Source organism: Shewanella sp. GJ50-10, assembly GCF_055808815.1.
Window position 1 is genome coordinate 1,926,894 of record NZ_JBVVSS010000001.1, and the last position, 12,174, is coordinate 1,939,067.

A 12,174-nucleotide genomic window follows, 5' to 3' on the forward strand; every position below is an offset into this window, starting at 1 on the left:
CTAAAGCGATGACAATCATCTTAGGAATTGATCCAGGTTCACGGATCACAGGTTATGGTGTCATTCAATGTCAGGGTAGGCAACAAAGGTACCTTGGCAGCGGTTGTATTCGAACGTCTGCAGATGATTTACCAACCAGATTGAAACAGGTTTTTGATGGTGTAACTGAAATTATTAAACAGTATCAACCTGATCAATTTGCTATTGAGCGCGTATTTATGGCCAAAAATGCCGATTCAGCGCTTAAATTAGGCCAAGCACGAGGCGTTGCAATCGTTGCTGCAATGAATGCTGGTTTACCTGTTGCTGAATACAGTGCGACTCAAATTAAAAGTGCAGTGGTGGGTACGGGCCGCGCGCAGAAAACCCAAGTTCAGCATATGATCCAACAAATATTTAAGTTACCGGCTGCCCCACAAGCAGATGCCGCCGATGCTTTAGGTGTCGCAGTTTGTCATAATCATACTTTCCAAAGTTTAATTGCAATGGGCGGAAAAGCCCAAAGCCGCACATATGGACGATATAAATGATAGGAAGATTAAACGGGCTGGTTGTTGAAAAACAAGCACCTGAAATAGTATTAGATGTAAATGGCGTTGGGTATGAGCTACAAGTACCGATGACCAGCTTTTATGAGCTTCCAGAGCTCAATCAATCAGCAATGCTCTATACCCACTTTGTGGTGCGTGAAGACGCACAGCTTCTTTATGGGTTTATCACTAAGCAAGAACGTGCTCTGTTTCGCCTTCTAATTAAAACTAACGGTGTAGGCCCTAAACTTGCGTTAACCATTTTATCGGGCATGACGGCTAGTGAGTTTGTTAATTGTGTCGAACGAGATGACATAGTGACGTTAGTCAAATTGCCAGGTGTTGGTAAGAAAACGGCTGAGCGCTTAGTGGTTGAAATGCGTGATAAGTTGAAAAGTTTACTAGAAGCCTCAGTTGGTTCTGAGCGTGAATTTGCTCTACAAAGTAATTATAAGCCGGCAGTTGTTGAAAATAATGCAGAAGAAGATGCCATTGCTGCCTTGATTGCATTAGGTTATAAACCTGCTCAAGCCAGTAAAGCTGTATTAAGTGCTTATAGCGAAGGAATGACAAGTGAGGTGTTAATTAAAGCCTCATTGAAGTCGATGTTATAAAGAGGCCACAATGATAGAAGCGGATCGTTTAATCCAACCACAAGAATTTGAACAAGAAGTTCATATTGATAGAGCCATGCGCCCTAAGATGTTGGAGGATTATACTGGGCAAGATGATACTCGTGCTCAGCTAAAAGTGTTTATTGAGGCAGCGCTAAAGCGTGAAGAAGCACTCGATCATATGCTTATTTTTGGCCCTCCAGGACTTGGTAAAACAACATTAGCCATGATTGTGGCTAATGAAATGGGCGTCAATATTAAATCCACGTCTGGTCCAGTACTTGAAAAAGCAGGGGATTTAGCAGCGTTACTGACTAACCTTGAACACGGTGATGTACTCTTTATTGATGAAATTCATCGATTGAGTCCTGTGGTTGAAGAAATCCTTTACCCTGCGATGGAAGATTACCAATTAGATATCATGATTGGTGAAGGACCAGCAGCTCGTTCTATTAAGCTAGACTTGCCGCCATTTTCTTTGATTGGCGCTACCACTCGTGCGGGTGCATTAACATCGCCACTACGAGCAAGGTTTGGTATTCCTCTGCGTTTAGAGTTTTATAACGTCAAAGACCTGTGCACTATTGTCAAACGTTCAGCGAAAGTAATGGAGCTGCCAATTGATGAAGCTGGGGCGTTTGAAATCGCAAAACGTTCGCGAGGCACACCAAGAATCGCCAACCGTCTTCTTAGACGCGTTCGAGATTACGCAGAAGTGAAGCACGATGGCTTTGTGACCGAAGAAGTCGCACAAAAGGCATTGGACTTATTAGATGTCGACTTAGAAGGTTTTGACTATTTAGACAGAAAACTATTACTGGCTATCATTGATAAATTTATGGGCGGCCCAGTTGGATTAGACAACTTAGCTGCTGCCATTGGTGAAGATAGAGAAACTATTGAAGATGTTTTAGAGCCATTTCTTATTCAACAAGGCTTTATTCAACGTACGCCAAGAGGACGGATTGCGACAGATAGAGCATATCAACATTTCGATATCATCAAGCCTGCAGAATAAATTGTTAATGATATAAATAAGGAAAGCATAGTCTTTCCTTTTTTATTGCCTAAATAAAATGAATATCTATTCAAACTTGAATTAATCAGAATATTAACATTTATCATAAGTTAAACTTTATTTAGTTATTTTTAAAAAACCACCAATTGTTAATTAAATGTGTATTGCTCTTTGTTTGTTTCAGTGATGTAAGCATTTATTGCTTAATGTTCTCTTATAAAAGACCTTATATAAAACAACTGCCGTAAAATAATCACCGTTAATTGTTGCTATTTTAATTGGACAATTAAACATCAATAAATACTAAATCACTCTATCTCAGTACTAGCCTAGGTTTCAGTGTTATAAATTGTAAAAAACATAAAACCTGAACCAAAACTGAAGATATTTGAATTAACATAATCAAGGTTCAATATATTTATGTGATCTATGTCACACTTTTGCGTTTAGGTAAGTTTTAAAAATGTTATTTGTGAACTAGGTAATAACTCTGCATGAATGGTGTTTAGCTAGTTTATTCAACTGAAATATTAAATTAATAATGTTTTGAGATGTTTATCACTTATTTTGATTTACAAATGTGGTGCATATTCATTAACAAAAAATGGTTCAAAAGTTACAAGTTAGTGGTTTGACGAAATATCTCTGGTTATTCAGTATCTAGTCCAACGCAAATTTAAATACTTATTTAATTGCGTAAACAGAATAAGAAAAGATATCACCAGGGAGCAACAAATGATTAAAAGATCTAAAATATCCAACAGCATAAATGTGGCGTTATTAGCCTCAGTTTCTGCTGCTTCAGCTGTTTCAGTAAGCGCTTATGCTGAAGAAGAATCTGCAAATGTAGAAAGAATTGCAGTTACAGGCTCCCGTATTCAACGTCAAGACATGGAAACTGCTTCGCCAGTTACTGTTATTGATGCTGCTGCGATTCGTTCGGAAGGTTTTACAACGGTAGATGAGTTACTACAAGCCCAAACTTCTATGGCAGGTGCTGCAGTTGGTTCTAGTACCAACAACGGTTCAGACGGTGTAGCCCAAGTAGATTTACGTGGTATGGGTTCACAACGTACTCTAGTACTGCTTAATGGCCGCCGTATGGTTAACTCTGGCTCTGGTGCTGATAGTGCTGTTGATTTAAACGCTATCCCAGTTGCTATGATTGCACGAGTAGAAATCCTTAAAGATGGTGCTTCTGCAGTATATGGCTCAGACGCTATTGCTGGTGTAGTTAACATCATTACTAAGAAAGATTTTGAAGGTTTTCAGGTAGACGTTCAGGGCGGCATGACTGACAAGAGCGACGGTGAAAACGGTGAAATCAGTGCACTATACGGTTTCAACACTGAACGCGGTAACTACACAATTGGTGCTGCCTACTCTGAGCGTAAAGGTGTTGTTCAATCGGACCGTGACTGGACCACTCCTGGTGATAGCTCATTCATCCCAGATGGTTCTTTAGGTGGAATGGTTAAAGATGAAAATGGTAACTGGGTAGATCGTGGTGAAGGCTATGACTACACTCAAGATAGTTTCTACCAAACGCCAAGTAAGCGTTACAGCTTATTTGCTAATATGACTCAAGAGTTGGGCAATGACTTAATCCTTACAGGTGATATTCTTTATACTAAGCGTAAGTCTAACCAACAATTAGCACCTCAACCTGCCAACCTTACTCTTGATGTATGTGAAGCAGGCGATGATCCAGCAACATGTTTCGAACTTGATCAAGATATGATTGATGCAGGTATTACTGCAGATGATAAAGGTCAAGTTAACTACAGAAAACGTATGAATGACGTAGGTCCACGTGTTTACACTCAAGATACTGATACATTACGTGTATCTGCTGGTTTAGCTGGCTACATTGATGTTAATACAGGTATGGATTGGGATGTTTCATACACTTACGGTAAAAACAAAGCTAAAACAGCGGTTGAAAACTCAATTAATGCATCAATCATGACTGACGCAATTTATGCAGATCAAGACCCATGGTTAACTGGTCAGCCAATGACAGACCAAGCGTTATTAGACAGCGTTGCTTACACTGAAGAAGCAGATGGTGGTAATGAACAGCACGTCTTCTCTGCAGGCCTTACGGGTGAGTTGTTTGACTTAGATGCTGGTGCTGTTGCTTTCGCAATCGGTGCTGAATACCGTTACGAGAGTGGTTATTACAACCCAGATCCAATCGTAATTGCTGGTGACAGTACTGCAGCACAGCAGGACCCAACGGATGGTGATTACAGCGTAATCTCTATTTTCCAAGAAGTAAGCGTACCATTCACTGAAAAACTAACCGGTGAATTCGCATTACGCTTTGATGATTACTCAACATTTGGTAACGCATCAACTTGGAAAATCGGTTTAACTTATGAAGCGACTGATGACTTAATGATCCGTACTGTAGCCGCTACTGGTTTCCGTGCACCAAGTGTGAGTGAGCTATACGGTGGTAACTCAGGTTCGTTCGACTACTTAACAGATCCTTGGGGTAATGAGCAAGATCCACAAATCTTGGTTAACTACACATCTGACGAAGATCTTGAACCAGAAGAGTCAGAGTCTTATACAGCAGGTTTAGTTTACTCGCCTAGCTATGTTGATGGCATGTCTTTAACACTTGATTACTGGCGCTTTAAAGTTAAAAACGCGATTACTCGTTTAGATACTCAAGCAGGTCTTAATGCATGTTACGCTGGCGACCAATCAACTTGTGAATTATTTAACATCGGACCAAACGGTGATTTATCTAACTTAACTAACTCGTTAACTAACGTAGGTTACCAAGATACAAGTGGTATTGATTTTAACTTAGCTTATACGTTCGATGCGCTGAACTTAGATTGGACTATCAGCAACGATACGACTTACTTGTTGAACTTTGAACAAGATGGCATTGATTACACAAATACTATCGACGGTAACTTTGGCGCATACGCTCAAGTACGTAATAACTTTAGTATCAAAGCTGGCCAAGATGATTGGAGTGTAATGTACTTCAACCGTTATATCGGTGAAATGGATGACTTAAGTGCTGGCAATAAAGTTGATTCAATTCTTTATCACAATGTTTCAGCTAGTTACTTTATCAACGATAGCTGGATGCTAAGCGCTGGTGTTAAGAATATCACTGATGAAGAGCCATCAAGAGTTTCTAACGGTAGTGACGGTGGTACAGTACCAGAAGTTTACGACACAATCGGTCGTACTTACTTCGCTGGTGTAACAATGAAGTTCTAATCGAACTTTACACCATCAAAAAAGCCAGCAATTGCTGGCTTTTTTATTGGCTAATGTATAGCAACTTAAATCAGTGGTTACCCTAAGCCTTCAGTCATGGCATTCTTTTGAATTAGTTCGATTTTGTAACCGTCAGGATCTTCAACGAACGCGATTTCGGTTGTGCCGCCAGCAACAGGGCCTGGAGCACGGGTTATTTTTCCGCCTGCAGCAGCAATAGCATCACAACGTTGATAAATGTTTTCTTCACCAATAGCAAGATGACCAAAACCATTACCTAAATCGTAGCTGTCTGTGCCCCAATTGTAGGTTAATTCAATCACTGCTTGGCCAGTTGATTCTTCGCCAAACCCTACAAAAGCAAGGGTATATTTGTATTCTGCATTCTCAGATTTTCTGAGTAATTTCATGCCCATTACTTGAGTGTAAAACTCAATGCTGCGGTCAAGGTTTCCAACACGGATCATAGTATGAAGTAATTGCGACATAGTGTGCTCTTTAATTGTTGTTAGGGTAATTTTTGTTAGCATAGCAAATTTCTATTGCAGTTAAAAAATTGATTTTAACCATAAAAATAATTGTTTCAGTTCACATAATTGTGGCTTAACACTGGGAATATTACTGATACTCGCTAAAATTAAATTATATTCATTTGGAGACTATAACAATGACAACAGAATTAAAAATGGCTCTTGGTACCTCAGTAGTAATCGCAATTTGTTTCAGTGCTTTTTTTGTATCTTTGTTTTAATAACGTTGACCAAATAGCCATAAAAAAACCGCTTAATGCGGTTTTTTTGTATCTTAAATTTAATTTTCTTAGTTTTTTCTTTAAAAAGACCACTTAAATGATGTTTCTTTTTCCGATAATAACCAAAGTTTGTTTAAGACATTGGACTCTAGTGCAAAGGGTTTAAGTTCGCATTCATCGACAGGTCCTACCCAATTCCATCTTCCTGAAGGGCCATAATAAGCCCGTTGCTTAAGGTTTTTCTCAGTTGCACACATAACTTCAGGAAACGCACCTTGTTCTGCAGTTTGCACCAGTCCAAGTTTAATCATTACTTTCCACGAAGCTCGCGTAAGCAAGCTTACTTTGTCATTGATAAGTGAAGTGTTAGACGCTCCAGGATGACAAACATAAACTTCTACTTTCTTATTTTCTGCTGTGATTTTGTTCTGCAATTGATAGGCAAACATCATTTGTGCCAACTTGCTGTGGCAGTATGTTTTATTAGGGTGATAGTTTTTATTCCAATTCATATCTTCAAATTGAATTGATTTTAGTCCCATTTTATAACCTTCGCTTGCCACCACGACTATTCGTCCATTTGATTCTTCAATTCGATTAAACAGTAATCCACATAATAAAAAGTGACCGTAGTGATTAACGCCAAGTTGACTTTCAAAACCATCAACAGTGAATTCTTGCGTAGCGATTTGCGCAATAGCGCCATTACATATAAGAGCATCAATATTACTGACATTTTGTAATACTGCTTCAGCTGCGCTGCGGACTGAGGCCAGTTGTGCAAGATCTGACTGTATAAAGCTAATATCAGCTTTTTTACCAAACTCTTGTTTTAATCTATTAATGGCATCATCGGACTTAACTTGATTACGGTTGAGCATGACAACCTTAGCACCTTTGGTAAGCAATATACGAGATGCTTGAAAACCTGCGCCGCTATTTGCACCAGTAATAACATAAGTTTTACCTGCAAGTGAGCCTAAAAGATCTGGTGTCCAGCCCTTTGGGCCAAATTGATTTTTGGTTGTCATATCTTAAGTCCTACCATTGTGTGGTTAAGTGTTAAATCTATAAAACAATTACTTGATGGCTATTTTCTATATAAATACCGAGTAATTGTGTACAGATTATATGGCCTGAAAAATGTTGGCCTTAATTGGTGTTGCAACCACTATAACTCTCACAATTAGAGGTAACTAGACGATATAGTCTCTAAAATATGCCTATTTGTATCACTGTGTTGAGTTGAGGGGATACCAATGCTAGTTTTGGGGTAGGTTATTAAAGAGCATTAGACATATGAGTAAGCAATTAATTAAACAAATTATTGAAACTAGAGTCGTTGAAGATGGCGTTATAGATACTGGAGTTAAAGGTGTTCAGTTTTTTCGAGTGAGTCAGTCGATGCGTTGTTTACCTGCGATGTATCAACCTTGTGTTGTTGCTATTGTTAGTGGTGAAAAGGAAGCAATATTAGATGGGAAGCATTTTATCTATGATGAAAATCAATATATGTGCTGTCCTATGTCTATGCCTGTTGAAGCTGGTACACCAAAGGCAACACCTGATAAGCCTTTATTAGGGGTGATGATTTCTTTGGATACGAAAGTAATGACTGAATTAACCATAGAGATGGCTGTTACATCTACCCAAACCAATAAGGCTTCAATCTCGCAGGGCCTAACATTGGCTTGTTGGGATGATGCTTTTACAGATTCTTTATTGAGATTGGTACAGTTAACAGATAGAGCCATCGATATTCCGATATTAGCGGATGGGCGTCTTAGAGAATTGTATTATGCAGTTTTAAAAGGCAGTGCAGGGGTAGCAGCAAGAAATGCTTACGGAGTAGGGAATGAAATTGCGAAATCAATTAATTACTTATCTAGCCATTTAAACGAAGTTGTCACTATAGATGATATGGCTGCACAGGTTGGGATGAGCCGCGCTGTTTTGCACCGTAAATTTAAGCAAGCGACTTCAATGTCACCGATTCAATTTGTTAAATCAATGAGGTTGAATACAGCTGCGATGAATATTGCTGGAGGAATGAATGTAAGTAGTGCGGCATTAGACGTTGGCTATCAAAGTTCGTCACAATTTAGTCGGGAATTTAAGAGAATGTATGGTCAATCTCCGAAGCAGTGGAGTCAAGCAACAGAGGTCTCTATAGGACAATGACAAGCCGTATAATTGACCATTACTTGCTTCTATATCTTTAGTTAATTTGAGTCATCAAATATATAAAAGCAAGGTATCCGATTTTGAAGATAGGTATTATTTAGACCAAGTAATTTCAGCTAATTGATTTGTAGCCGTTTGATGGATAATCAGTCCATTGTTCCCCATTCTCATATGGCGAATTAGCCCTGAATAAACTCCTTCTTTGCTTGGGATTTGCCAACTTTGCATAGTTTCTGTTTCTAAATCAAATCTGACTAAGGTTTCCGGCCTTTTAGCTGATTCATTAAACCAAATTGCTTCACCGGAATACTCAATCGCATATGGATGACTTTTGCTGCCACTGGGACTATCCCATTCAAAGATTTGTCCAGTTTTAGGATTGTATCTACCAAGCTTACCCATGCCTGAGTTAACATAATAAATCATGTCGTTATCGGTAATGGCGAGGCGCCTAGTATGAGTTTGCTCACCCGGCAATTTAATTTCTTCTAATTCCATTGATTTTGTATTGATTTTAATCAGACAGTTAGAGCCATTACATGAAACCCAAGGCGTACCCGTTGAGTCTAGTTTTATGCCATAAGGACGTGAGTTTTTAGTGGGTAAAGAGGCTAACTGAATATTACCATTAACAGGATCTAGCTTACCAACCATATTGCTGTGCTGAAGGGTGAACCAAAAAATGCCTTTATTATCAAATACTCCTGTATGTGGATCACGCGCATTTTCATCTGGCATACTAAATACTTTGAATTTTTCAGTATTGAGATCTAAATAGCCCACAGTGCCATTCTTGTTTCCTAAGAACCAAGGGTTAAGATCTCTATCTAACGAAACACTGTGAGGGTAGGTTCCCGCTGGTAACGTATATTCTTTCATTTCTCCAGATACTGGATCTAGGCGCCCTAGAATATTGCCCCATTGTCCAACCCACCAAATTATGCCATCGCTTCCTTGTATTGGATCACGTGCTCGTTGACCTAATGTTGGAACCTGCCAGTAGTTAAACTTCAAAGTAAGATCACCATTAATAACCTGTGATGCTCGTTTGTTATTTATTGGGTATTCATCTGCAAGATAACCACTAAGCTTATCTGAATTTAATGTATTGGGATCTAGATTGACCATATAACCCAGCATGGATTGCCAATCTTCTTTGCTATAACCTGAACTTCGCTCAAGATTATTTACGCTATGGCATGTTGAACAAAGCTGATTAACCTTTTGCTCTAGTTCGTTGCTATTAACTGGAATTGGGCTGAAAACTAAGATTGATAATGACGTTAAAGCGGCATAGTTTTTAAAATAATGTTTTTGTGTCATTAGCGATCCTTAGCTTTGATTTTATGCCATCTAATATTGATACAAACACGAGATTGACTATCACGCATGAAAGATTCAATTAATTGGCAGTTGAATAAACAATAGCTAATTTACACATAAAGTGTTCAAGCAGGTCAAGTTTTTTAGCGCGAGGCTAATTGAGTGCAAACTTTTCAGACACATGAAAATTAAGCTAGTAGATCATTTATCCGATATGTAATGTTTATTAGTACCAAACTTGGAATGACAGACTAAAGACGACAAAGAGTACGGATTAGATAGGGCTAAAGTGTTTAATGTTTATTGGAATAAGGTGAGGGCTGTGCTGAAGGATAAGGTGAAATCTTAGTTTAAGTCTATTCTTTTAAAGGCTATTCTTTTAAAAACGATTCATATAAAGACTATTCTATTAGCAACTATAAACGAATCAGCAGTGCTCTTGATCTAAGTTTAATGATTAAACCAAAAACACTGTTCAAATAATTCGTTATTCTGTTTTATCTTTAAATTCACACAAATCTTCAATCATACAGCTACCACAGCGTGGTTTTCTCGCAATGCAGGTATAACGGCCGTGTAGAATAAACCAATGATGAACATCGACTTTAAACTCGGCAGGTGTCACTTTTAACATCTTCTCTTCGACTTGGTCGACATTTTTACCCATGGCAAATTTGGTTCGATTTGCCATTCTGAAAATATGGGTATCGACAGCAATCGTAGGCCAGCCAAAAGCGGTATTGAGCACAACATTAGCCGTTTTTCTTCCAACACCCGGTAATGCTTCTAATGCTTCTCTATTTTGTGGTACTTCGCCGTCATGAAGCTCTATTAGCATTTTACAGGCTTTGATGACATTGATGGCTTTGTTGTTATATAAACCTATGGTTTTAATGTAGGTTTTAAGTCCTTCAACACCTAAATCAAATATCTGTTGAGGTGTATTGGCTACAGGGAACAACTTGTCGGTCGCTTTGTTAACACTGACATCGGTTGCTTGCGCTGATAGTGTTACTGCAACGAGTAATTCGAAAGGCGATGCAAAGTTAAGTTCTGTTTCTGGCTTAGGGTTATTATCCCTAAGCCTTGTCAGCATTTCATAGCGTTTTTGTTTATTCATTTTATTTGTTCGTTATTTTGAAATTAATTAAACATTAGCCAACTTTGGTGATCCTAGCGCGGGCGATCGTTTCCGTCGCTTGCTGAGGTTTACGTTGTTCAATTTTGGTATCGATTACATTCTTAAGCGCAATAAGTAACCCCATCGCTATAAATGCGCCTGGTGGTAACATCGCAAGTAAGAAGGGGGTGTCGACATTGAATACTTGAATTGTTAGCGAACTTGCCCAATCACCGAGTAATAATTCGGCGCCATCAAATAATGTGCCTTGACCCAATAATTCACGCATACCGCCTAAAACAACTAAAACAGCAGTAAAACCGAACCCCATCATTAATCCGTCATAGGCGGCGCTGGTGACATTATTGCGTGAAGCAAATGCTTCAGCTCGGCCAATAATGACGCAGTTAGTCACGATAAGTGGTAAAAAGATACCTAACGATAAATACAGCCCGTAAGCATAGGCGTTAATGAGCAATTGTACGCACGTCACAAGGGCTGCAATGATCATGACAAAAACGGGAATTCGAATTTCTTTTGGTACAAATTCGCGCACTAAAGAAACCAGTACATTGGAACCAACCAAAACAATTAAGGTCGCTAAACCTAAACCCAAGGCATTAGTTACTGTTGCCGTTACGGCAAGAAGTGGGCATAAACCAAGGAGTTGTACTAAGCCTGGGTTATTTTTCCACAGCCCTTGCCATGCTATTTCGCGATAATTAGTCATGTTCACGTCCACAATGGTTAACGGTGTTATAAAGCGTTTCTCGGTTTTGGCTGACAAAAGTAAGCGCATTATTAATCGCTTTTACATAGGCGCGTGGTGTGATGGTTGCACCTGTAAACTGATCGATATCTCCACCGTCTTTTTTAACAGCGAAAGGCTTAGGGTCTGCATCAAATGATAATCCGCTAAAACCTAATACCCAATCTGATTTGCGCAATTCAATTTTATCACCCAAGCCAGGTGTTTCCTGATGGGTTAATGTTCTCACTCCCAGCAACTCATTATCGTTATTGACACCCAAAATAATTTTTATATCGCCGTTGTATCCATCTGGTGCAATCGCTTCAATTGCAATAGCTACAGGTTGTTGCTGCATTTTTGCAATATACACAGGTAGGGCTTCATCCGTACCCAAAAACTCTTTATTGGTGACAAGAATACAATCTTCAGTTAATTCATTGTCATGCAAATCAGTGGGAATGATTTGTTCTAATACACCTGCGAGTTGCTTACGTTGTTGCTCGATAATGCGATCTTGAGTAAAAAAGTTCACTGAAGCGACCAAGCCTGTACAGCACAGTGCAAACAGGGCGAGAATGAGGCCGTTTCTAGTAATAATATTGAACATGTTTAATCCTGTTTGAAACCAATGCTT

The 12,174-nt window shown here is 39.0% G+C and carries 11 protein-coding genes; 5 read left to right on the forward strand and 6 right to left on the reverse strand.

Annotation, left to right across the window (positions count from 1 at the left end; all coding sequences use genetic code 11):
- The first annotated feature begins 8 nt into the window (after positions 1–8).
- From ruvC to AC0L4E_RS08000, 4 genes are all read left to right on the forward strand, one after another.
- Positions 9–530, forward strand: a complete 522-nt coding sequence (gene ruvC / locus AC0L4E_RS07985) for a crossover junction endodeoxyribonuclease RuvC (protein ID WP_102526060.1) — start codon at positions 9–11, stop codon at positions 528–530.
- Positions 527–1,144: a Holliday junction branch migration protein RuvA gene (ruvA, locus tag AC0L4E_RS07990; protein ID WP_473678754.1), complete on the forward strand. Its 618-nt coding sequence runs from the start codon at positions 527–529 to the stop codon at positions 1,142–1,144. Before ruvC ends, ruvA begins: the two co-directional genes overlap by 4 nt.
- Before the next feature lie 10 nt (positions 1,145–1,154).
- Entirely contained in the window at positions 1,155–2,162 is a 1,008-nt protein-coding gene (gene ruvB / locus AC0L4E_RS07995) for a Holliday junction branch migration DNA helicase RuvB (RefSeq protein ID WP_473678755.1), read from the forward strand.
- Positions 2,163–2,897: 735 nt separating this feature from the next.
- The gene (locus AC0L4E_RS08000) at positions 2,898–5,411 is read left to right on the forward strand and encodes a TonB-dependent receptor (protein WP_473678756.1); all 2,514 of its coding nucleotides are present in this window, start codon (positions 2,898–2,900) and stop codon (positions 5,409–5,411) included.
- Between the two features lie 77 nt (positions 5,412–5,488).
- On the opposite strand, the gene gloA is transcribed toward AC0L4E_RS08000, so the two are convergent.
- Together gloA and AC0L4E_RS08010 are read right to left on the reverse strand one after the other, a co-directional pair.
- Entirely contained in the window at positions 5,489–5,899 is a 411-nt protein-coding gene (gene gloA, locus AC0L4E_RS08005; RefSeq protein ID WP_473681568.1) for a lactoylglutathione lyase, read from the reverse strand.
- Between the two features lie 343 nt (positions 5,900–6,242).
- Entirely contained in the window at positions 6,243–7,193 is a 951-nt protein-coding gene (locus AC0L4E_RS08010; RefSeq protein ID WP_473678757.1) for an SDR family oxidoreductase, read from the reverse strand.
- Positions 7,194–7,461: 268 nt separating this feature from the next.
- On the opposite strand from AC0L4E_RS08010, the gene AC0L4E_RS08015 reads away from it, so the two are divergent.
- Positions 7,462–8,343: an AraC family transcriptional regulator gene (locus AC0L4E_RS08015; protein WP_473678758.1), complete on the forward strand. Its 882-nt coding sequence runs from the start codon at positions 7,462–7,464 to the stop codon at positions 8,341–8,343.
- 96 nt (positions 8,344–8,439) lie between these two features.
- Here AC0L4E_RS08015 and AC0L4E_RS08020 read toward each other — a convergent pair whose 3' ends face one another.
- The 4 genes from AC0L4E_RS08020 to rsxG form a co-directional block, all read right to left on the reverse strand.
- Positions 8,440–9,669 carry a Vgb family protein gene (locus tag AC0L4E_RS08020; RefSeq protein ID WP_473678759.1) on the reverse strand — a complete coding sequence of 410 codons (1,230 nt, stop codon included), beginning with the start codon at positions 9,667–9,669 and terminating at the stop codon, positions 8,440–8,442.
- A 487-nt stretch (positions 9,670–10,156) separates the two neighbouring features.
- A complete protein-coding gene (gene nth, locus AC0L4E_RS08025) occupies positions 10,157–10,789 on the reverse strand; it encodes an endonuclease III (protein ID WP_473678760.1) in 633 nt (210 codons plus the stop codon).
- A 34-nt stretch (positions 10,790–10,823) separates the two neighbouring features.
- Entirely contained in the window at positions 10,824–11,519 is a 696-nt protein-coding gene (locus AC0L4E_RS08030) for an electron transport complex subunit E (protein WP_473678761.1), read from the reverse strand.
- The gene (rsxG, locus tag AC0L4E_RS08035) at positions 11,512–12,147 is read right to left on the reverse strand and encodes an electron transport complex subunit RsxG (protein ID WP_473678762.1); all 636 of its coding nucleotides are present in this window, start codon (positions 12,145–12,147) and stop codon (positions 11,512–11,514) included. The genes AC0L4E_RS08030 and rsxG overlap by 8 nt, the downstream gene beginning before the upstream one ends.
- Between the last annotated feature and the right edge of the window lie 27 nt (positions 12,148–12,174).

What these genes read in the sequence shown, in the direction of transcription:
- AC0L4E_RS08020 (WP_473678759.1), bottom strand. Translation starts at nt 9,669, where the DNA reads ATGACACAAAAACATTATTTTAAAAACTATGCCGCTTTAACGTCATTA.
- ruvB (WP_473678755.1), top strand. Translation starts at nt 1,155, where the DNA reads ATGATAGAAGCGGATCGTTTAATCCAACCACAAGAATTTGAACAAGAA.
- AC0L4E_RS08030 (WP_473678761.1), bottom strand. Translation starts at nt 11,519, where the DNA reads ATGACTAATTATCGCGAAATAGCATGGCAAGGGCTGTGGAAAAATAAC.
- ruvC (WP_102526060.1), top strand. Translation starts at nt 9, where the DNA reads ATGACAATCATCTTAGGAATTGATCCAGGTTCACGGATCACAGGTTAT.
- AC0L4E_RS08000 (WP_473678756.1), top strand. Translation starts at nt 2,898, where the DNA reads ATGATTAAAAGATCTAAAATATCCAACAGCATAAATGTGGCGTTATTA.
- ruvA (WP_473678754.1), top strand. Translation starts at nt 527, where the DNA reads ATGATAGGAAGATTAAACGGGCTGGTTGTTGAAAAACAAGCACCTGAA.
- rsxG (WP_473678762.1), bottom strand. Translation starts at nt 12,147, where the DNA reads ATGTTCAATATTATTACTAGAAACGGCCTCATTCTCGCCCTGTTTGCA.
- nth (WP_473678760.1), bottom strand. Translation starts at nt 10,789, where the DNA reads ATGAATAAACAAAAACGCTATGAAATGCTGACAAGGCTTAGGGATAAT.
- AC0L4E_RS08010 (WP_473678757.1), bottom strand. Translation starts at nt 7,193, where the DNA reads ATGACAACCAAAAATCAATTTGGCCCAAAGGGCTGGACACCAGATCTT.
- gloA (WP_473681568.1), bottom strand. Translation starts at nt 5,899, where the DNA reads ATGTCGCAATTACTTCATACTATGATCCGTGTTGGAAACCTTGACCGC.
- AC0L4E_RS08015 (WP_473678758.1), top strand. Translation starts at nt 7,462, where the DNA reads ATGAGTAAGCAATTAATTAAACAAATTATTGAAACTAGAGTCGTTGAA.